24 protein-coding genes, 1 tRNA gene and 1 pseudogene are annotated in these 19,363 nt (G+C 42.8%); 22 read left to right on the forward strand and 4 right to left on the reverse strand.

Annotated features, from left to right (window positions below):
- Positions 1–90: 90 nt before the first annotated feature.
- Both MY9_RS05070 and rpsN read left to right on the forward strand, forming a co-directional pair.
- Positions 91–627, forward strand: coding sequence for a hypothetical protein (locus tag MY9_RS05070; protein ID WP_041521494.1), 537 nt, complete (start codon positions 91–93; stop codon positions 625–627).
- Positions 628–740: 113 nt separating this feature from the next.
- A complete protein-coding gene (gene rpsN, locus MY9_RS05075) occupies positions 741–1,010 on the forward strand; it encodes a 30S ribosomal protein S14 (protein WP_014663297.1) in 270 nt (89 codons plus the stop codon).
- Between the two features lie 17 nt (positions 1,011–1,027).
- On the opposite strand, the gene MY9_RS05080 is transcribed toward rpsN, so the two are convergent.
- Together MY9_RS05080 and MY9_RS05085 are read right to left on the reverse strand one after the other, a co-directional pair.
- Positions 1,028–1,501 (reverse strand): hypothetical protein, encoded by a 474-nt coding sequence (locus tag MY9_RS05080; RefSeq protein ID WP_014663298.1) that lies wholly within the window; start codon positions 1,499–1,501, stop codon positions 1,028–1,030.
- A gap of 1 nt (position 1,502) precedes the next feature.
- Complete coding sequence (locus MY9_RS05085; RefSeq protein WP_009966860.1) at positions 1,503–1,703, reverse strand: helix-turn-helix transcriptional regulator; 201 nt, start codon at positions 1,701–1,703, stop codon at positions 1,503–1,505.
- Positions 1,704–1,896: 193 nt separating this feature from the next.
- Between MY9_RS05085 and MY9_RS05090 the strand changes: the two genes are divergently transcribed.
- A tRNA-Gly gene (locus tag MY9_RS05090) sits at positions 1,897–1,970 on the forward strand.
- Between the two features lie 90 nt (positions 1,971–2,060).
- Here MY9_RS05090 and MY9_RS05095 read toward each other — a convergent pair.
- On the reverse strand, positions 2,061–2,684 hold the full coding sequence (locus tag MY9_RS05095; RefSeq protein ID WP_014663299.1) for a B3/B4 domain-containing protein: 624 nt from the start codon (positions 2,682–2,684) through the stop codon (positions 2,061–2,063).
- A gap of 82 nt (positions 2,685–2,766) precedes the next feature.
- Between MY9_RS05095 and queG the strand changes: the two genes are divergently transcribed.
- The 19 genes and pseudogenes from queG (at position 2,767) to MY9_RS05190 (ending at position 18,995) form a co-directional block, all read left to right on the forward strand.
- Positions 2,767–3,927 (forward strand): tRNA epoxyqueuosine(34) reductase QueG, encoded by a 1,161-nt coding sequence (gene queG, locus MY9_RS05100; protein ID WP_014663300.1) that lies wholly within the window; start codon positions 2,767–2,769, stop codon positions 3,925–3,927.
- A gap of 66 nt (positions 3,928–3,993) precedes the next feature.
- Positions 3,994–4,923 carry an amidase domain-containing protein gene (locus MY9_RS05105; protein WP_014663301.1) on the forward strand — a complete coding sequence of 310 codons (930 nt, stop codon included), beginning with the start codon at positions 3,994–3,996 and terminating at the stop codon, positions 4,921–4,923.
- Between the two features lie 37 nt (positions 4,924–4,960).
- Complete coding sequence (gene trmL / locus MY9_RS05110) at positions 4,961–5,443, forward strand: tRNA (uridine(34)/cytosine(34)/5-carboxymethylaminomethyluridine(34)-2'-O)-methyltransferase TrmL (protein WP_003233442.1); 483 nt, start codon at positions 4,961–4,963, stop codon at positions 5,441–5,443.
- A gap of 123 nt (positions 5,444–5,566) precedes the next feature.
- A complete protein-coding gene (locus MY9_RS05115; RefSeq protein WP_041521274.1) occupies positions 5,567–6,208 on the forward strand; it encodes a YhbD family protein in 642 nt (213 codons plus the stop codon).
- A complete protein-coding gene (locus MY9_RS05120; RefSeq protein WP_014663303.1) occupies positions 6,199–6,912 on the forward strand; it encodes a bactofilin family protein in 714 nt (237 codons plus the stop codon). The genes MY9_RS05115 and MY9_RS05120 overlap by 10 nt, the downstream gene beginning before the upstream one ends.
- An 11-nt stretch (positions 6,913–6,923) precedes the next feature.
- Positions 6,924–7,631: a hypothetical protein gene (locus MY9_RS05125; protein ID WP_041521275.1), complete on the forward strand. Its 708-nt coding sequence runs from the start codon at positions 6,924–6,926 to the stop codon at positions 7,629–7,631.
- 348 nt (positions 7,632–7,979) lie between these two features.
- Positions 7,980–9,875 carry a serine/threonine protein kinase PrkA gene (gene prkA, locus MY9_RS05130; protein WP_003224051.1) on the forward strand — a complete coding sequence of 632 codons (1,896 nt, stop codon included), beginning with the start codon at positions 7,980–7,982 and terminating at the stop codon, positions 9,873–9,875.
- A 179-nt stretch (positions 9,876–10,054) separates the two neighbouring features.
- Positions 10,055–11,233 (forward strand): sporulation protein YhbH, encoded by a 1,179-nt coding sequence (gene yhbH / locus MY9_RS05135; protein ID WP_014663305.1) that lies wholly within the window; start codon positions 10,055–10,057, stop codon positions 11,231–11,233.
- 159 nt (positions 11,234–11,392) lie between these two features.
- The gene (locus tag MY9_RS05145; RefSeq protein WP_003233431.1) at positions 11,393–11,857 is read left to right on the forward strand and encodes a MarR family transcriptional regulator; all 465 of its coding nucleotides are present in this window, start codon (positions 11,393–11,395) and stop codon (positions 11,855–11,857) included.
- Between the two features lie 35 nt (positions 11,858–11,892).
- A complete protein-coding gene (locus MY9_RS05150; RefSeq protein ID WP_014476241.1) occupies positions 11,893–12,558 on the forward strand; it encodes an HlyD family efflux transporter periplasmic adaptor subunit in 666 nt (221 codons plus the stop codon).
- A 40-nt stretch (positions 12,559–12,598) separates the two neighbouring features.
- Positions 12,599–14,197, forward strand: coding sequence for an MFS transporter (locus MY9_RS05155; RefSeq protein ID WP_014663306.1), 1,599 nt, complete (start codon positions 12,599–12,601; stop codon positions 14,195–14,197).
- A gap of 22 nt (positions 14,198–14,219) precedes the next feature.
- A complete protein-coding gene (locus MY9_RS05160) occupies positions 14,220–14,750 on the forward strand; it encodes an NAD(P)H-dependent oxidoreductase (RefSeq protein WP_014663307.1) in 531 nt (176 codons plus the stop codon).
- Positions 14,751–14,762: 12 nt separating this feature from the next.
- On the forward strand, positions 14,763–15,137 hold the full coding sequence (locus tag MY9_RS05165) for a hypothetical protein (RefSeq protein WP_014663308.1): 375 nt from the start codon (positions 14,763–14,765) through the stop codon (positions 15,135–15,137).
- Positions 15,137–15,293: pseudogene (locus MY9_RS21085) on the forward strand (hypothetical protein). Before MY9_RS05165 ends, MY9_RS21085 begins: the two are co-directional and overlap by 1 nt.
- A 4-nt stretch (positions 15,294–15,297) precedes the next feature.
- Positions 15,298–16,059: a hypothetical protein gene (locus MY9_RS05170; protein ID WP_014663309.1), complete on the forward strand. Its 762-nt coding sequence runs from the start codon at positions 15,298–15,300 to the stop codon at positions 16,057–16,059.
- Between the two features lie 2 nt (positions 16,060–16,061).
- Entirely contained in the window at positions 16,062–16,427 is a 366-nt protein-coding gene (locus MY9_RS05175) for a GntR family transcriptional regulator (RefSeq protein WP_014663310.1), read from the forward strand.
- Between the two features lies 1 nt (position 16,428).
- On the forward strand, positions 16,429–17,127 hold the full coding sequence (locus MY9_RS05180; protein WP_014663311.1) for an ABC transporter ATP-binding protein: 699 nt from the start codon (positions 16,429–16,431) through the stop codon (positions 17,125–17,127).
- Positions 17,128–17,143: 16 nt separating this feature from the next.
- Positions 17,144–18,061, forward strand: a complete 918-nt coding sequence (locus MY9_RS05185; RefSeq protein ID WP_014663312.1) for an ABC transporter ATP-binding protein — start codon at positions 17,144–17,146, stop codon at positions 18,059–18,061.
- Positions 18,054–18,995, forward strand: coding sequence for an ABC transporter permease (locus MY9_RS05190; protein WP_014663313.1), 942 nt, complete (start codon positions 18,054–18,056; stop codon positions 18,993–18,995). The genes MY9_RS05185 and MY9_RS05190 overlap by 8 nt, the downstream gene beginning before the upstream one ends.
- A gap of 90 nt (positions 18,996–19,085) precedes the next feature.
- Here MY9_RS05190 and cspB read toward each other — a convergent pair whose 3' ends face one another.
- Entirely contained in the window at positions 19,086–19,289 is a 204-nt protein-coding gene (gene cspB, locus MY9_RS05195) for a cold shock-like protein CspB (RefSeq protein WP_003224086.1), read from the reverse strand.
- Positions 19,290–19,363: the final 74 nt, after the last annotated feature.

Here is a 19,363-nt window from a genome sequence, read left to right on the forward strand (position 1 = left end):
AATACAGCCCCCGAATATGGTATGATTTTCAAAAAGGGGGCTGTTTTTCTGAAAACATTGAGAAGCGCAGCAGTCATTTGCCTGATAGCTATGCTGTCAGCATGCGGACATTCAAAACAGATGGAAATCAAAGCAGCGGACATACCAGATTTTGAAAAAAACAGAATGGATGTTGCAGCTTCACAGGCATTCACTGCTGAAGCCGTCAATATCGGTGAAGGTATTTCTTCAGCTGACATGTACATCGAACATTATCAAAAGGGAAAGCTTGTTGAGACGGTTGGTCCAGTTCGTGCAGATTATTCAGAGGAAAAAACCGATACCATACAATTCGTTTATTTTGTGAATGAAGAGGGGGAAGGAAAGGATAAACACACCACCATTCATTTTGGCATTGTGGATAAACAGGGAAATATAGCAGCTGATTCATCGGTGAAACGTGACGATAGCGCAACACAGGAAATGACTCAGAATATTTCATCGCCGGAACCGATTTCTTTCGAGAAGCCTGTTTTGATCGGCAGCAGTATTAGAGGGACTGACGAGACAATGCATACCTCTGAACATAAAAAAGAGCTCATTAAGCATCAAGATGCGTTACTGTATTATGTGAAATTGCATCATTAGAAACGGGCGGCTTCAGGCCGTCTGTTTTACAAAGCGGTATGCTTGCTTTTTTAAAGGGAGCATGATACATTTTAAATCGTAATAATTTCGATTTGATGAGGAGGCTATGTGACTTGGCTAAAAAATCAAAAGTGGCAAAAGAGTTAAAACGACAACAGCTTGTTGAACAATACGCTGATATCAGACGCCAGTTGAAGGAAAAAGGAGATTACGAGGCACTCAGCAAGCTGCCAAAAGATTCAGCGCCGGGAAGGCTCCACAATCGCTGCATGGTAACGGGGCGCCCGAGAGGATATATGAGAAAGTTTAAAATGTCCAGAATCGCTTTTAGGGAGCTGGCCCATAAAGGCCAGATTCCCGGTGTGAAAAAAGCAAGCTGGTAAGAAAAAACTCCGGCCGATTACAGTGCGCCGGAGTTTTTTTCGTTTTTCTTGAAAGAGATGACGTAGGAAAGGTGCTGGATGATCATGATGACAAACACAATAATAATAGGGAAAAACGGTATGCGCGATTGAAAAAGCGGATAAAAAATGAGAAGCACCGCAGCGGCAGGCAGCGAGAAGTAGACAGCGATATATGAAGCGCGGCATGCTTTTGCCGTCATCATCTGCTCTCTTTCATCCTGCTCTTCAAATTCATCAGGCAGAAGAAGCTGCTTTCTGGCAGGGCGGCTTTTTTTCTGTAAGTACAAATAAACCGCAGTCGCCGCAATAAACAGAACAAAGGGGGTGAGGTTTATTTCAAACACCGTCCCGCCGCTCTTTGTGCGGAAAAAAGATGCTATGCCTTCCGAGGCTTCAAAGTATGAAATCAGCGTCCAGCATGCAAGGCCAAATAACACCAGTTGAAAAGCTGCTTTTGTTTTCATGCTCATCTTAGTTTTCCTCCTCTAACCAAAAGACATCCTCCATTTTCATGGAGAAGGCTTTGCAGATTTTCAATGCTAACAGCAGTGAGGGAACATAATCGCCTTTTTCAATGGCTGCCACAGTCTGTCTTGTGACGCCGACCGTTTCTCCGAGTTTTTCCTGAGAATAGCCGAAGCGTGCCCTCAGCTCTTTTACTTTATTTTTCATCATGACGTCTGTCCCCTTCACTTTCTTGTTTCATTATATTGTATAGTATACTTAACATTATGTAAATGTTACTTAACAAATTTACAAAAAGATAACTTTTTTTCGACAAAATTTTTATATTCCCTTGACGAAAAATAAATAAACCTGTAATATAAGAACAGTCAAAGCGGTACTGTTACTGACATTCACAAATGCGGGTGTAGTTTAGTGGTAAAACCTCAGCCTTCCAAGCTGATGTCGTGAGTTCGATTCTCATCACCCGCTCCATACATACGTTATTAACGCAGTGTTTCGTTTCTCAGATAAACGAAGTATTGCGTTTTTTTATGTAAAAAAGAACACGTTATTCGTGTTCTTTTACGTAAGCCAATGTACTGTATGGGTGCCGCCGTGAATTTGTTCAAACATTTTCGTTAATGATGATAAGAGTTTAACAGCGCTGCTTTTCTCAATGGATGGCGGGAAAAAAATGATTTGTAGCATATTTTTGGTCTCGTTTGAAACGGGATGTTGATTGAAGCTGTTTTTAAAATCGCCAAAAATGCCGTTTTCATCAGAGAAAAGCAGGATGTTTTCTTTTTCTCCCAATGAGATCCGGACAGACTCATGAAGCTTTCCGGCATCATAAATCATAATGGGCAGAGAATATTTTAATGCGAAAAAATCGATTGTGTCATGGGCCGAGTCCTTACTTTCCATGAATTGTTCTTTTGATATCGGGTTCAGCATGTCCTCCATTGGGGTTGTTTCTCCCTCAAATGAAGGGTTAAGCTGTTTAAAGAGTTCCCGCCATTCCTTGACGAAGGGTTCATCGGGTATACCGCCGTCTGCATAGTCGAAAAACAGGGACTCCTGGAATAGACGGAGTCTGCCTTTCAGCATTTGCGGTGAGGAGCCGACTTCGATATTCTCATAAATGACAGCTGCTGCATGTAAGCCAGCCGCACGTTCAGTAATAACAGAATCAAGTTTGATATTCACTAGCATTCACTCCAGTTACGTGATATCAACCTATTATAAACGCTGTATCGTTTTATCACAAAGAAAGGAGGCTGTGCAAAACATGAACGTTTATCAGCTCAAAGAAGAATTAATTGAATACGCGAAAAGCATTGGCGTGGACAAGATTGGTTTTACGACCGCTGATACTTTTGACAGTTTAAAAGACCGTTTGATTCTTCAAGAATCACTCGGCTATCTCTCCGGCTTTGAAGAGCCGGATATTGAGAAAAGGGTGACGCCGAAGCTTCTGTTGCCGAAAGCGAAATCAATAGTGGCGATTGCTCTCGCATATCCTTCCAGAATGAAGGATGCGCCAAGAAGCACGAGATCTGAGCGCAGGGGCATTTTTTGCAGAGCCTCCTGGGGCAAAGACTATCATGATGTGCTGAGGGAAAAGCTCGATCTGCTGGAGGAATTTCTAAAAAGCAAGCATGAGGATATCAGAACGAAGTCAATGGTTGATACAGGTGAATTGTCTGATCGCGCCGTTGCGGAACGTGCCGGCATCGGATTCAGTGCGAAAAACTGTATGATCACAACGCCAGAGTATGGCTCTTATGTGTATTTGGCGGAAATGATCACAAATATTCCTTTTGAGCCTGATGTGCCGATTGAAGATATGTGCGGGTCCTGCACGAAATGTTTGGACGCCTGTCCGACGGGGGCATTGGTTAATCCGGGGCAGCTTAATGCGCAGCGCTGCATCTCTTTTCTGACCCAGACAAAAGGATTTTTGCCTGATGAATTCCGGACAAAGATCGGAAACCGCCTGTATGGGTGCGATACGTGCCAAACGGTATGTCCTCTCAATAAAGGGAAGGACTTTCATCTTCATCCGGAAATGGAGCCTGATCCTGAGATTGCCAAACCGTTATTGAAGCCGCTCTTGACCATCAGCAATCGGGAATTTAAGGAGAAATTCGGACATGTCTCAGGTTCTTGGCGCGGGAAAAAACCGATTCAGCGAAACGCCATTCTCGCCCTTGCGCATTTTAAGGATACTTCCGCACTGCCCGAGTTGACGGATCTGATGCACAAGGACCCGCGCCCTGTCATCAGGGGGACAGCCGCATGGGCAATCGGTAAAATCGGAGACACCGTATACGCGGAAGAGCTTGAAAAAGCGCTGGAAAAAGAGAAGGATGAAGAGGCAAAGCTGGAAATTGAAAAAGGAATTGAGTTGCTAAAAGCTTCAGGCATGACTAAACAAGGCCTGTCCTGACATACGTATAGAGCAGAAGGAAAAAACACTTGAGATCATCCAAGTGTTTTTTCTCTATAAAAAAGTATGGCGGGTGGGGTGAGCTTGAAGCACATTTTAGAACAATTAGTGGAGGAGCGGCTGGGCTTTCTGGTTAACGGGCATGATATGAGACAGGAGTCTCAAGTCGGAGACCTTAAAGTCATGGAGCGTAAGAAAAAGCTTCTGGAAAAACGTAAAGTTGACATCATAAAAGCGAAAGCAAAGGCCGTGATTAATCATGTGCAGGTTGAGGATGACGGAACGACCTGCCTTACGTATACCATCCATTACGAATACTTGTGTAAGGAACAGGACGACAGCTTGTATATAGAAGAGCACATAGAGGAGCGAAGGGCTTTCCTGTATGATCACATTTTGATTAGTGATCAGGAAGTTGCGAAAAAGCCGGCTGGATTTCATGAAGGGACCAGTATTATTGACTATTCTGAAGAGGAAAGAGAAGCGTTTGGCAGGGCTTTTCAATACGATCGTCTCGGCGCTGTACAATATGCCGAAAAATATTGGAACAAGCGCAATCCTGCTTATAAAAATTTCAGCGATAACTGTACCAATTTTATTTCTCAGTGTCTTCATGCGGGAGGCGCGCCGATGCGCGGCCACCCGAACAGGGGGTCAGGCTGGTGGATGAAACAAAGCTCATGGAGCTACAGCTGGACGGTGGCTCATTCGATGAAAATGTATTTGTCGAATTCAAAGGCCGGACTGCGTGCGGTGCGGGTGAAATCAGCGGAAGAACTGATGCCGGGCGATGTGATTTGCTATGACTTCGAAGGAGACGGCCGGTTTAATCATACAACGATTGTCGTGGCAAAGGACAAAGGCAATATGCCGCTTGTTAACGCCCAGACCTATGACAGCCGGATGAGGTATTGGTCATATGAGGATTCAACGGCATACACGCCGTCAATACGATATGCTTTTTTTCATATCGTTGATGATACGACAAAAGAGTAATTAATGTTATAATGATGGGCGGATAAGAAAAACAGAGGTGAACATTGTGGCATTACATGTCGTTTTATATCAACCAGAAATTCCCGCTAACACAGGGAATATTGCGCGTACTTGTGCAGCAACCAATACTACGCTCCACCTGATTCGTCCGCTCGGCTTTTCAACGGATGATAAAATGCTGAAGCGTGCCGGACTCGATTATTGGGAGTTTGTTAATGTTGTGTATCATGATTCGTTAGAGGAATTGTTTGAAGCATATGAAAAAGGCCAATTTTTCTTTATTACGAAATTTGGCCAGCAGCCTCATACATCATTTGATTACACTGATCTTGACGAGGATTATTTCTTTGTGTTCGGAAGAGAAACAAGCGGTTTGCCAAAGGATTTAATTCAAAATAATATGGACCGCTGCCTGCGTCTTCCAATGACAGAGCACGTCAGATCGTTAAACCTGTCCAACACTGCCGCGATTCTCGTTTATGAAGCGCTGCGTCAGCAAAATTACCGTGATTTAAAATAGTGAAAAACCCGCTCATCGCTGATGGGCGGTTTTTTTGTGCCTGTTGAAATACTTTGTTTCGTTTTCGGGCTTAACAACGTAACAGTGTTATGTTACAATGTACCCATCAAAGGAGCTGGACTTATGGAGGAACAATTAATCTCTAAAAAAGAATTACTTGAAAGAACATCGATTTCATACGGTCAGCTGTATCGATGGAAGCGAAAAAATTTAATACCCGAGGAATGGTTTATTCGCAAATCCACTTTCACAGGGCAGGAGACGTTTTTTCCGAGGGAGGATATTTTAAAACGTATCTCAATGATTCAAAAAATGAAGGAAAACTTGTCTCTGGACGAAATGAGGGAAATGCTGTCACCGAAGATGAAGGATGTCAGCATGACCGCTGATGAATTGCTTCGTAAAGGGTTGATCTCAAAGCCTGCACTTGAAGTCTATTCAGAAGACGGAAGTAGTCCGGTTTTTTCATCCCGCGACTTGCTGTCGCTGTATGTGCTTGAAGGACTGCTGCAGTCTGGAAATGTCAGCTTGGCAGAAGCAAAAATGGCTGCAGAGGTATTAAAGAAGCATGATACTGAAAAGATTGAAAAACAGACGGAACTGATTGTGCTGCGCAAGCTCGGTGTTACAACTTGTTTTATAGCGGCTGCGGCGGACAGCATTTTGTTTGAATCATCCGTCAAGGTTGTGGAACGGGTAGATTTATTAAAAGCTTCAGAGGAATTAAAAACAACATATATGCAGGAGGGCCAACAATGGATGTAGTGGAAAAGCTGGTGATAAACGGATCGGGAAGCTCAAAGGGAGGAACATTTCAATCAGTTGAGATTAACGGAAGCGGAACAGTGGCTGGAGACGTGGAGTGTGACACTTTTTCTTTTAATGGAACGGGAAAAGCTGACGGCAGCGTCAAAGCGAAAGCGGTAACCATCAGCGGTTCTGGAAAGATACATGGAGACGTTGAAGCTGAATCTATTCGGATTAATGGAACTGGTTTTATTCAAGGAGAGGCAACAGCTAAACAATTAAAAATCGCTGGATCATCAACATTTGGCGGGACTGTCAAGGCTGATGAGATTGACATTAGCGGAAAAACCGTCATGGAAGCGGATTGCGAAACGGAAACCTTTCAATCAGAAGGGAAATGCAAAATCAGCGGTCTTTTAAATGCAGACCAAGTGACCATTAAGCTTTGTTCCGGGGAAAGCGATGTACGGGAGATCGGCTGCCGCCATCTTCAAGTGACCTGCAGAAAAGGAATGCTGACATTACTCAGATTGATGCCGCAGCCTGTTCTAACGGCAGAGCTGATCGAAGGTGACGTGATTGAATTGACAAATACAAAGGCGAAAACCGTGCGCGGAAATAAAGTGATAATCGGTCCGGATTGCCGGATTGAAACCGTCGAATACAGCGGCGACTATACTTGTGATCCAAGCGCATTGGTAGAAACATGCACGAAGGTGTGAGGAGGATCGAAATGGAGACAACAAAACTGGGAAATTTAAAATTATATGGCGCTGGCCATGCCGCCGGAGGCGCGTATCACAATGTCGTCATCAAAGGTGAAGGTGTGGTCGGTGATGGGCTGTCTGCTGCGGGCTGCCGCATATTCGGAACAGGCTGCTTTCTCGGGACTGCAGAGACTGAGCGGCTGCGTGTGTTCGGAGAAAGTGAGTTTAAAGGCAATCTGACCGCGGGAAGAATCAATATTTTTGGCACAATGAAAGTCAGCGGCTCACTTCAATTTGATCGCTTTAATTTGAAGGGCCTGACAGAGATTTCCGGGAGTATGACTGGAGAATCGTGCGATGTGAAAGGGAAGCTTAGCGTAAAAGGTGATTGTGAAACAGAAAGGTTCCATGGAACAGGCTGTGTTGATGTATCAGGGTTATTAAATGCTGGTGACATCAAGCTAGGATTGAGCCATGATATAAGCCATGTGCGCGAAATCGGCGGAACAACAATTACTGTGAAAAGACGCACGAGCTTTTTTAACCGGAAGAAAGTGAAACTGATCGCAGACGTCATAGAAGGAGATAAGGTTTATTTGGAGAATACCGATGCGGCAGTTGTCAGGGGAAAAGAAGTGATTATCGGGCCGGGATGCAGTATCGGAACAATTGAGTACGAAAACAGATACGAATGTGATCAACATTCACAGATTAAAGAAAAAACAAAACTGTAAAATATTGTTCTGTTATACAAAAAGGGTGCTCTTTCAGGAGCACCCTTTTTTATTCTTTTCCAGGCTTGCTATCGTATCCTGCAGTAAAAATTGATACTAAAAAAGTGACAATGACCCCCATCATGATGATTGTTTTCACCGTCTCTCCCCCTCCTCAATTTTTCCGTGCTGTCCGAGTCTGGATGATTCTGTATTTTCTTTATTATGAACGGTCGCAGTCTGCCTTGTCAACGATGTATAAGTATCTTTATTTTTAAGAAACCAAAGCATGTATCACGAGTTGGCGGCATAGATTGTAACAAAGTACCTTATTTGCATAGTGTATCAAACATGATAGAGGAGGTCCTTATGGATATATTAAAGAAAATTGAACAGTACAGAGAGGAAGAGCAGCGGCTGAAATGGGAAGGAACTTTCGCCGATTATTTGGAGATTATTAAAGAAAATCCGATGGTCGCGCAATCTGCTCATTCTCGAGTTTTTAATATGATAAAAGACAGCGGGATAGAGGAGATTGACGGACGCAAGAAGTACAGTTTTTTTGACCGTGAGCTGTTTGGGCTTGAAGAATCTCTGGAGCGTCTTGTGGAAGAGTATTTTCATCCGGCTGCCAAACGTCTAGATGTCAGAAAGCGGATTCTATTGTTGATGGGACCTGTGAGCGGCGGTAAATCTACGTTGGTCACCATGCTTAAAAAAGGTCTCGAAGCATACACGCTGACAGATAATGGCGCTGTATATGCGATTAAAGGCTGCCCGATGCACGAGGACCCTCTACATTTAATCCCCCACCATTTACGTGATGACTTTTACAGAGAATACGGTATTAGAATAGAGGGAAGTCTTTCTCCTTTAAATGTCATGAGGCTGGAGGAAGAGTACGGAGGAAGAATTGAGGATGTGAAGGTGGAGCGCATCTTCTTTTCAGAAGATAAGCGTACGGGAATTGGAACATTCAGTCCATCTGACCCAAAATCTCAGGATATTGCCGATTTGACCGGGAGTATTGATTTCTCAACAATCGCCGAGTACGGTTCGGAATCAGATCCGCGCGCTTACCGGTTTGACGGAGAGCTGAATAAAGCGAACCGCGGGATGATGGAGTTTCAGGAGATGCTGAAATGTGATGAGAAATTTCTCTGGCATTTGCTTTCATTGACACAGGAAGGGAATTTTAAAGCGGGGCGGTTTGCGTTAATTTCTGCTGATGAGCTGATCGTGGCGCACACGAATGAAACGGAGTATCGCTCATTCATTTCTAATAAGAAGAATGAAGCCCTGCACTCGAGAATCATCGTGATGCCGGTTCCTTATAATTTAAAAGTGTCTGAGGAAGAGAGAATTTATGAAAAAATGATCGCAGAGAGCGATGTGTCGGATGTTCATATTGCCCCTCATACTTTGAAGGTCGCCGCGATGTTCTCAATCCTTACCCGGTTAAAAGAGCCAAAGCGGTCGGATATTGATCTGGTCAAGAAAATGAGACTGTATGATGGAGAAAGTGTGGAAGGATATAATTCCGTCGACGTTGAGGATATGAAAAAAGAATATAATGATGAAGGAATGAGCGGCATTGATCCGCGGTACGTGATCAACCGGATTTCTTCAACGATTATCAGAAAAAATATGGAGTCAATTAATTCTCTCGATGTCCTTCGTTCCTTAAAAGAAGGTCTTGATCAGCATCCATCAATTTCAAGCGAGGACAGGGAGCGGTATTTGAATTTTATTTCTGCCGCCCGCAAGGAATATGACGACATTGCGAAAAAGGAAGTCCAAAAAGCGTTTGTGTATTCGTATGAAGAATCAGCAAAAACACTTATGGACAATTACCTCGATAACGTAGAGGCTTATTGCAATAAAAATAAGCTTCGTGATCCTTTGACAGGAGAAGAAATGAACCCTGACGAAAAGCTAATGAGATCCATCGAGGAGCAGATCGGCATTTCGGAAAACGCCAAAAAAGCGTTCCGCGAAGAAATTTTAATCCGCATCTCGGCCTATGCGAGAAAAGGCAAGCGGTTTGATTACAATTCCCATGAAAGACTGCGTGAAGCAATTCAGAAAAAGCTGTTTGCTGATCTGAAGGATGTCGTTAAAATTACGACTTCAACAAAAACGCCGGATGAGCAGCAGCTGAAAAAGGTAAATGAAGTCGTGGCCCGTTTAATTGATGAGCACGGCTACAACTCGACGAGCGCCAATGAGCTGCTGAAATATGTCGGCAGCCTGCTGAACCGATAAGCAACGTGACCCGTCCGAATAGGGCGGGTTATTTTGTCCCATTTTCTAAATAGTTTGTCAATTAAATGTGCTTTTGTGCATATGATGAATATAAATCTTTTCAAAAGACTTGTTTCATAATCTGGCACAAGCCGGAATACGTATGTATCACGACCACAAATGGTTAAGGAGGGGAATTCATGTCCCAAAATGACAGCGGCCATTTTTTGATTTCTGAGGAAAACTGGTCCCTCCATCGCAAAGGCTTCGATGACCAGCAGCGTCACCAGAAAAAGGTGCAGGAAGCGATCAAAAACAATCTTCCGGACCTCGTAACTGAGGAAAGCATTATTATGTCTAATGGAAAAGATGTAGTGAAAATCCCAATCCGTTCACTTGATGAGTATAAAATCCGTTACAACTATGATAAGAATAAACATGTAGGGCAAGGAGACGGCGACAGCCAGGTTGGTGATGTTGTGGCCCGGGATGGATCAGACAAAAAACAAGGGCCAGGAAAAGGGCAGGGTGCCGGTGATCAGGCAGGCGAGGATTATTATGAAGCGGAAGTTTCATTAATGGATTTAGAAGAAGCGCTTTTTAAAGAATTAGAGCTTCCGAATCTCCAGCAAAAAGAGCGGGACAATATTATTCATACAGATATTGAGTTTAATGATATTCGTAAAACAGGGTTAACCGGTAACATTGATAAGAAAAGAACAATGATGTCAGCCTTTAAACGAAACGCAATGTCAGGAAAGCCGTCGTTCTATCCAATTTATCCGGAGGACCTGAAGTATAAGACGTGGAATGACATCACAAAGCCTGAATCAAAAGCTGTCGTTTTAGCAATGATGGATACAAGCGGCAGTATGGGGGTTTGGGAAAAATACATGGCCAGAAGCTTCTTTTTCTGGATGACCCGTTTTTTGCGGACGAAATACGAGACTGTGGAAATTGAATTTATTGCCCATCATACAGAAGCAAGAGTTGTCTCGGAGGAGGATTTTTTCTCAAAGGGAGAAAGCGGCGGAACCATTTGTTCTTCCGTATATCGGAAGTCGCTTGAGCTTATTGATGAAAAGTACAATCCCGCTCGCTATAACATTTACCCGTTTCATTTTTCTGACGGTGACAACCTGACATCTGACAACGCGCGCTGTGTGAAATTGGTTAATGATATTATGAAGAAGGCCAATCTATTCTGCTACGGCGAGGTCAATCAGTACAACAGGCATTCAACGTTAATGTCTGCATATAAAAATGTGAAAGATGATAAATTTAAGTACTATATTTTAAAACAGAAATCTGATGTTTTTCAGGCGCTGAAGAGCTTTTTCAGAAATGAAGAGTCTGGTGTAAGCCATCAATTTTCGTAATGAAAAGCCCATTTCAGGGCTTTTTTTTATTTAATAAAAGTAAGAAAACGCTTGCGGAAAAAATACGGGAGAAAAAGAAATTTTTCCTTTGACAAATCTTCTTTCATTTATTAATATTTTATCTTGTGAACTATTATTGAGGAATGAGGTGAAAAGGAGTTGACTGAATCAGAACGTGCTTTGCTCACTTTTGAACAGCTCTTCGATACGTCTCGGGCGATTTATAAAAAACAGAAGAAGATATTGGAGATTGTGCTTGAGCCTTTTGATATTACAGTCCTTCAATATTTGCTGATGTTTAAAATTCATCAAAGCGGAAGCACCCCGCTAAGCAAGCTGGCAATGTCGCTTGATCTTAAGCCTGCTTCTGTGACGCGGATGACAGATATTCTGTATAAGCGCCAATTGATGAATCGATATGACAGTCCGGATGACCGCCGTATCGTCATGATTCAGTTAACCGAAGAGGGGGAAGAACTGATAGAAAAAGCCGCTGTGCAATATGCAAAAATGGGTGCGGGCTTGTACCAAAAGCTTGATACCTCCCAGCTGCAGTATTTGCGCAAACTTGCCGGAAGCTTAACGAAGCTTGCTGAAGGCTGTTCAGAAAAAAGCGGTAATTAAAAACTTCTCACATATTTTCACCAGCTTTCCGCAAAATGATAGAGGATGAAACGAAAGGAGAAAACAAAATGAACAGAGGACGTTTAATTCTGACCAACATTATCGGTTTGATTGTTGTTCTTGCAATTATAGCTGGAGGTGCTTACTACTATTATCAAAGCACTAACTACGTAAAAACAGATGAAGCAAAAGTAGCCGGCGATATGGCTGCTATTACTGCTCCAGCAGCAGGTAAAGTATCTGACTGGGATCTGGACGAAGGAAAAACAGTGAAAAAAGGCGACACAGTTGCAAAAATCAAAGGTGAACAAACTGTTGACGTAAAATCCATTATGGATGGAACAATTGTGAAAAACGAAGTGAAAAACGGACAAACCGTACAAGCTGGTACAACAATTGCACAAACGATTGACATGGACAACCTATACATCACAGCAAATATTAAAGAAACAGATATTGCGGATATTGAAGTAGGAAATAGTGTAGACGTAGTAGTTGACGGAGACCCTGATACAACATTTGACGGTACTGTAGAAGAAATTGGATATGCGACTAACTCAACTTTTGATATGCTTCCTTCTACAAATTCAAGCGGAAACTACACAAAAGTAACACAAAAAATTCCAGTGAAAATTTCAATCAAAAACCCATCTGATAAGGTGCTTCCTGGTATGAATGCATCTGTTAAAATTTCTGAGTAAAACAGATCAGTCATCAAACCATGAAAGGAGGTTGTCTTAGATGGCTACAGGCAAAGAAAAAAATGCAAAAAGCCCTATGTCATTGCTGATTGTGCTAATGGCGGGTTTATTTTTGGCAATTCTCAACCAAACATTGCTTAACGTTGCAATGCCGCATTTAATGACTGAATTTGGCGTAAGTGCAACGACGATTCAGTGGCTGACAACAGGTTACATGCTTGTTAACGGCGTATTGATTCCGTTATCTGCCTTCCTGATTACACGGTTTGGCCAACGGAGTCTCTTTCTCGTCGCGATGTTCTGTTTTACGCTCGGTACGTTAGTCTGCGGTATCGCACCTAACTTCTCTACAATGCTGATCGGCCGTTTGATTCAGGCCGTGGGCGGAGGTATCTTGCAGCCGCTCGTTATGACAACCATTCTGTTAATTTTCCCGCCTGAAAGCAGGGGGAAAGGAATGGGGATTTTCGGGCTTGCGATGATGTTTGCTCCAGCGGTCGGCCCGACTCTTTCCGGGTGGATTATTGAGCATTATACATGGCGCATTATGTTTTACGGACTTGTGCCAATCGGCGCAATTGTTATCATTGTGGCTTTCTTCATCTTTAAAAATATGGTGGAGCCGCAAAAAATCAAACTCGATACTCTGGGAGCCATTCTCTCGATTGTCGGATTCGCCTCCTTATTATACGGAGTCAGTGAAGCCGGATCTGACGGCTGGACCGACCCGATTGTACTGTCTACAGTTATTATCGGCGTCATTGCAATTGTTGCTTTTGTTGTTCAGCAATTGCGCCATGATGATCCAATGCTTGATTTCAGAGTGTTTAAATATGACATTTTCTCACTTTCGAGTGTCATTAATATCATTATTACAGTGGCACTTTACACAGGTATGTTTCTTTTACCGATCTATCTGCAAAACCTGGTCGGCTTTACGGCACTTCAATCCGGTCTGCTTCTGCTTCCGGGTGCGATTGTCATGCTGATTATGTCACCGATCTCAGGTATTTTGTTCGATAAATTCGGACCGAGACCGCTTGCGATTATCGGGCTTCTTGTGACAGTGGTAACAACTTATCAATACACGCAATTGACAATTGATACACCATATACGCACATCATGCTGATCTATTCAATCCGTGCATTTGGTATGTCTCTCTTAATGATGCCAGTCATGACAGCCGGGATGAACCAGCTTCCTGCCCGTCTGAACAGCCACGGAACGGCGATGAGCAACACGCTTCGCCAAATCAGCGGATCAATCGGTACAAGTTTAATTACGACGATTTATACAAACCGGACGACATTCCATTATTCACAAATTGCAGATAAAACGAGCACGGCGGACCCGAACTTCCTCCATGCGTTCCAAAATGCAGTTTCGAATTTAATGGTGAATATGAATGTGTCTTATGATACAGCGAAAACGTATGTGTACTCACATATTTATAAACACGCGTCACTCGATTCCAATGTCATGGGGATAAATGATGCCTTTATGTGGGCAACCTTATTCTGTGTAGCAGGTTTGATTTTAAGTATCTTCCTGCGTGACGTCAGAAAAGATAAATTGCGTAAGAAGAAAAAAGAGGAGCTTTCATTACTTCCTGCTCCTAAAGAAGCTAAGGAATCTTAATCTGTACAGGGAGGTTTCCTGAATGAAAATTTATGTAGTGTATGATAGTGAAGGCGAACATACTAAAGTGCTTGCAGAAGCGATTGCTGACGGCGCGAGAGAAAACGACGCGGCTGAAGTGTTCATCGACCATGTAGACCAGGCGGATATCCGCAAGCTTAAAGATATGGATGCGATTATTTGGGGATGCCCAGGGCATTTCGGAACAATCAGCTCCGGTCTTAAAGCTTGGATCGACAGACTTGGTTACTTGTGGGCTGAAGGCGAACTGATCAACAAAGTCGGTGCTGTTTTCTGCACAACGGCAACAACACACGGCGGCTTGGAAATGACAATGCACAATTTAATCACGCCGATGTTCCACCAAGGAATGATCGTTGTCGGACTGCCTGGCAACGTGCCTGAAAACGCACTTTATGGCTCTTATTACGGAGCAGGCGTCACTTGTCCGGTTGATAGTGATGAGTTAATGTCTGAGGAAGGTATTCAGCTTGGACGCGCGTTGGGAAGACGTGTCAGCCAAGTCACAGGAAACCTAACAGCAGGACAGTAAGGAGAGGTTGAAATGGCCATTATTATAGCAATTATTGCTGCTGTCATTGTCATTGCGGCCCTTATTACATTTAATGTCCGCAGCGCCTCACCTGGACCTGAGAAGCAAGAAGCAACTGATAGAATCGCACCTCCAGAAGAGGAAAAAAACGAAGCGCAATACCCTGCTGAAGCAAGGGCTGCCGAGCACACGCCATCTGTTGTCGAAAATGATTCTCCAAAAGAGAAGCGTAACACAATGGGTGATGATATTTACAGGCAGGCGCTGCAAAAGTTTAAGCATTCTGACGAAGATCAGGCAGAAGAAGAGGTTACTGAGGAAAGTGACAAAATGCAGGACCGCAGCTATCGTGATGCGCTGCTCTCTATGAAAAACAAGAAAAAATAATGAAAAAGGCAAATCCGTTTACTCATGGCGGATTTGCCTTTTTTGCTGTTTCCACCAATTATGTTTTTATCAAATAAATCCATGGAATATGTTGTATTCCATCTTGATCTAGTGTACTATGTTACTCATACACCGAGGATTTTTTCCGGGAGGTAAAGACATGAATTCTTTTTTAGGTTTATTAAAGAAAGATATCAAGCTTTCAAGAATGTGGCTGCTATTATGGATATGTGGAATCATTTTCTTATTGGGAACAGGCCATATTATAGCTTCTCGCACGAAAGAACCTCTAGTCATTTTTGGTTTTTTTGTTGCAGTTGCTTTTTTTCTGCTTTTCTTATCTCCTGTTTTTGTTTTTTATCACCTTCGCAAGGAAGGGAAATCACAGCTTTGGCTGTACAATCCAAATGGCGGCTTCTGGCTGTTTTCTTCTAAATTGGCAGCATCTTTGCTCTATCAATTTGTGATTCAGTTGGCATTAACAGCCTATGGGCTATGGATGTATCATATGCTCTCTGTAAAAAATCTGCTGGAGCATCAAGTTGATATAACGAGTACAGTGGCTTTGCTGAATATGTATGGGCTTATTTCTTCGTTAGATATGTCAGTAACAGTCATCGTGTTTTGGACTGTTTTTCACGCTCTCAGGAATTGGCGCGGAATGCGATGGGCTGCGATGGTTCTGTTGGTCGCAGTGTGGTTATTCTTCGATGAATACATCATAAGCCCTTTGGTTGAATCTCAAAAGCATTTCTGGCCGGTAACAGTCTATTGCAATTTTGATTTCCACTTCCATAACGTTTGGAAATTGGAATTAAAACCTATCCATCTGTCTGTGCTAGGGTTTCCTATTACCTTAGTCATCACGTTCTTGCTGCTCATCATGGCTTCAAAACTGCTTGATCGTAAAGTAGAGGTGTAAATATGGATAATCAATTTCAATCCTCGAAACCGATTTATCTGCAGATCGCTGATCAGATCTTTTATAGGCTGGTCAGGAAGGAGCTGCTCCCAGGAGACAAGCTTCCTTCAGTAAGAGAAATGGCGATTCAAACTAAGGTAAATCCCAATACAATTCAAAGAACTTACAGTGAAATGGAAAGGCTGGGTATTGTGGAGACAAGAAGAGGTCAAGGGACGTTTATTGCGGAAAAAGCTGAAATCGTAGACGAGTTGAAAGAAAGGCTGACACGAGAAGTCCTGGAAGGCTTTGTCAAGCAAATGAAAGAGCTGGGGCTCACGAAAGAGGAAATGGTAGAGGGGATTAAAACATTCACAGAGGGAGGTTAAAATGGAAATCAAGCTAGAACACGTATCAAAAAAATACGGCCGCCATACGGCCGTCGATGATGTCTCATTTACCCTATCATCTGGACGGATTTATGGTCTGATCGGACCGAACGGCAGCGGCAAGTCAACGACCCTGAAAATGATGGCTGGCCTTTTGTTTCCGACTTCAGGGTTTGTAAAAGTAGATGGAAAACAAGCTACGAGAGATATGGTGCGTCAAACGGCTTATCTTACTGAGCTTGATATGTTTTATCCGGATTTCACTGTCAAAGATATGGTGAATTTTTATCAGTCGCAGTTTCCTGATTTTCAAACAGAACAAGCTTATAGGCTATTGAAAGAGATGCAGCTGGATCCGGAAAAAAAGATCAAAAAGCTATCAAAAGGAAATCGGGGCAGGCTGAAAATCGTTCTTGCTTTAGCGAGACAGGCAGACGTCATCTTGCTTGATGAACCTTTTTCGGGGCTTGATCCGATGATGAGGGACTCCATCGTAAACAGCCTTGTGTCGTACATTGATTTTGAGCAGCAGATTGTCGTGATCGCGACACATGAAATTGATGAAATTGAGACGTTGTTAGACGAAGTCATCATACTCGCAAATGGAGAAAAAGTGGCGCAGCGCGAAGTAGAAGATATTCGTGAACAGGAAGGCATGTCTGTTTTGCAATGGTTTAAATCAAAAATGGAAGTTTGCTAGAAAGAGGAGGAATATGATGAAAACAGTGTTGGAATTGAGAAATGTGACAAAAAACATCAGAGGCCGAACGATCATTGATGATCTCAGTTTTACGATTCGTGAAGGTGAAGTATTCGGTTTTTTGGGACCAAACGGAGCTGGGAAAACGACAACCATCCGGATGATGGTAGGCTTAATGAAGCTGTCGAAAGGTGATGTCCTCATTTGCGGTCAATCCATTACGAAAGAATATGCCAAGGCGATTAAGCATATTGGAGCGATCGTAGAGAATCCAGAGCTGTATAAATTTTTAAGCGGATATAAAAATCTCCAGCAATACGCAAGGATGGTCAAGGGTGTTACGAAGGAAAAAATTGATGAAGTTGTTGAGCTGGTTGGTTTAACAGACAGAATCCACGACAAGGTGAAAACATATTCTCTAGGAATGAGACAGCGTCTTGGCTTGGCACAATGCCTTCTGCATGATCCGAAAGTGCTGATCTTGGATGAACCGACAAATGGACTTGATCCGGCGGGAATCAGGGAAATCAGAGATCATTTAAAGAAGCTGACCCGAGAAAGAGGAATGGCTGTCATCGTTTCAAGCCACCTGCTGTCAGAGATGGAACTGATGTGTGATCGCATTGCGATTCTGCAAAAAGGAAAGCTGATCGATATTCAAAATGTAAAAGATGAAAACATTGATGAGAACGATACATATTTCTTCCAGGTTGAGCAGCCGAACGAAGCAGCTTCCGTGCTAAAACAGTACGATTTAGTGAGTAAGACAAATGGTGTAGAACTCAAACTGGCTAAAGACGAAGTCCCTGCGGTTATTGAATTGCTGGTGATGCAGCAAATCCGCATTTACGAGGTCAAGATTATAACAAAATCATTAGAGGACCGTTTCTTAGAAATGACAGGTGAAACAAAAGAGGAGGTTCAGCATGCTTAATTTGATTTATAATGAGTGGATCAAAATTTTCAGCCGTGCCGGAACATGGGTGATGATCGGAATTCTGGGGCTAACAATGGTTGGATTTGCATTTTTGGCGAATCATTTTTCTGCCGGTGAAGCAAATTCTCATTGGAAACAAGAACTTCAAGCACAAAACGCCGAATTAAAGAAAGAAATCAAAGACGATCCTTCACTGAAAGATGGATATAAAGAAATAATCACACTCAACAACTATCGCATTGAACATAACATCCCAAATGACACGGGCTATACTGTATGGTCTTATGTAACGGATTCAGCAGGTTTTACCATCCTTACCGGACTGTTTACCATTATTATCGCAGCCGGAATTGTCGCGAACGAATTTAATTGGGGAACGATTAAGCTGTTAATGATCCGCCCGCTCAGCCGTTTTCAAATTTTGATGTCAAAATATATTACAGTTCTCCTGTTTGGGTTCCTATTGCTGTTGATTTTATTTATCGGTTCTACTTTATTAGGGTTGATTTTCTTCGGGACGGGTGGTGAAACCGCCGCGAATATTCATTTAATCTATAAGGATGGCCATGTCATTGAGCAAAACATGATGAGTCATTTGGCCACAACGTATCTTTCTGAATCCGTCTCGGCCTTAATGGTGGCGACGATGGCGTTTATGCTGTCTGCAGTATTCAGAAACAGCTCTCTTGCAGTAGGGTTTTCCATCTTTTTATTGGTTGCCGGTACGACAGCCACTGCATTTATTGCAGCGAAATTTGACTGGGCAAAGTATATATTGTTTGCTAATGTCGATTTAACTCAGTATGTGGATGGGACACCGTTAATAGAAGGGATGACTATGACGTTTTCTATCGTCATGCTTGCGATCTACTTTATCATTTTCCTGCTGCTTGCTTTTGGAATCTTCATGAAACGGGATATTGCAAACTAATGAAAAAGCTGTTTTGCTTATGCAAAACAGCTTTTTTGTCAAAATAAAAACTGCAGGTGCGAACCTGCAGTTTTTCATATCAATTTATGCTTACGCTTCTTTAGTAACGTTAGCAGCTTGTGGTCCACGGTTTCCTTCAACGATTTCAAAAGAAACAGCTTGGCCTTCTTCTAAAGTTTTGAAGCCTTCGCCTTGAATAGCAGAGAAATGAACGAATACATCGTCTTGACCTTCTACTTCGATGAATCCGAAACCTTTTTCAGAGTTGAACCATTTTACTTTACCTTCTAACATGAAATTTCCTCCTAAAGCGATCATAACGCTTAAATTCACTATTCTTGCTCTTAACAAACTTTCAAGACGAAAAC

This window comes from Bacillus sp. JS (assembly GCF_000259365.1).
GTDB lineage: Bacteria > Bacillota > Bacilli > Bacillales > Bacillaceae > Bacillus > Bacillus stercoris.

Bases quoted from the DNA above. Each gene is read 5' to 3' on its own strand.
- MY9_RS05150 (WP_014476241.1), top strand. From the start codon at position 11,893: ATGATAGAGGATGAAACGAAAGGAGAAAACAAAATGAACAGAGGACGT.
- cspB (WP_003224086.1), bottom strand. From the start codon at position 19,289: ATGTTAGAAGGTAAAGTAAAATGGTTCAACTCTGAAAAAGGTTTCGGA.
- MY9_RS05115 (WP_041521274.1), top strand. From the start codon at position 5,567: ATGGAGGAACAATTAATCTCTAAAAAAGAATTACTTGAAAGAACATCG.
- prkA (WP_003224051.1), top strand. From the start codon at position 7,980: ATGGATATATTAAAGAAAATTGAACAGTACAGAGAGGAAGAGCAGCGG.
- MY9_RS05070 (WP_041521494.1), top strand. From the start codon at position 91: ATGCTGTCAGCATGCGGACATTCAAAACAGATGGAAATCAAAGCAGCG.
- MY9_RS05165 (WP_014663308.1), top strand. From the start codon at position 14,763: ATGGCCATTATTATAGCAATTATTGCTGCTGTCATTGTCATTGCGGCC.
- MY9_RS05190 (WP_014663313.1), top strand. From the start codon at position 18,054: ATGCTTAATTTGATTTATAATGAGTGGATCAAAATTTTCAGCCGTGCC.
- queG (WP_014663300.1), top strand. From the start codon at position 2,767: ATGAACGTTTATCAGCTCAAAGAAGAATTAATTGAATACGCGAAAAGC.
- MY9_RS05125 (WP_041521275.1), top strand. From the start codon at position 6,924: ATGGAGACAACAAAACTGGGAAATTTAAAATTATATGGCGCTGGCCAT.
- MY9_RS05080 (WP_014663298.1), bottom strand. From the start codon at position 1,501: ATGAGCATGAAAACAAAAGCAGCTTTTCAACTGGTGTTATTTGGCCTT.
- MY9_RS05155 (WP_014663306.1), top strand. From the start codon at position 12,599: ATGGCTACAGGCAAAGAAAAAAATGCAAAAAGCCCTATGTCATTGCTG.
- MY9_RS05085 (WP_009966860.1), bottom strand. From the start codon at position 1,703: ATGAAAAATAAAGTAAAAGAGCTGAGGGCACGCTTCGGCTATTCTCAG.
- MY9_RS05170 (WP_014663309.1), top strand. From the start codon at position 15,298: ATGAATTCTTTTTTAGGTTTATTAAAGAAAGATATCAAGCTTTCAAGA.
- MY9_RS05180 (WP_014663311.1), top strand. From the start codon at position 16,429: ATGGAAATCAAGCTAGAACACGTATCAAAAAAATACGGCCGCCATACG.
- MY9_RS05185 (WP_014663312.1), top strand. From the start codon at position 17,144: ATGAAAACAGTGTTGGAATTGAGAAATGTGACAAAAAACATCAGAGGC.
- MY9_RS05160 (WP_014663307.1), top strand. From the start codon at position 14,220: ATGAAAATTTATGTAGTGTATGATAGTGAAGGCGAACATACTAAAGTG.
- MY9_RS05175 (WP_014663310.1), top strand. From the start codon at position 16,062: ATGGATAATCAATTTCAATCCTCGAAACCGATTTATCTGCAGATCGCT.
- MY9_RS05105 (WP_014663301.1), top strand. From the start codon at position 3,994: ATGGCGGGTGGGGTGAGCTTGAAGCACATTTTAGAACAATTAGTGGAG.
- MY9_RS05120 (WP_014663303.1), top strand. From the start codon at position 6,199: ATGGATGTAGTGGAAAAGCTGGTGATAAACGGATCGGGAAGCTCAAAG.
- yhbH (WP_014663305.1), top strand. From the start codon at position 10,055: ATGTCCCAAAATGACAGCGGCCATTTTTTGATTTCTGAGGAAAACTGG.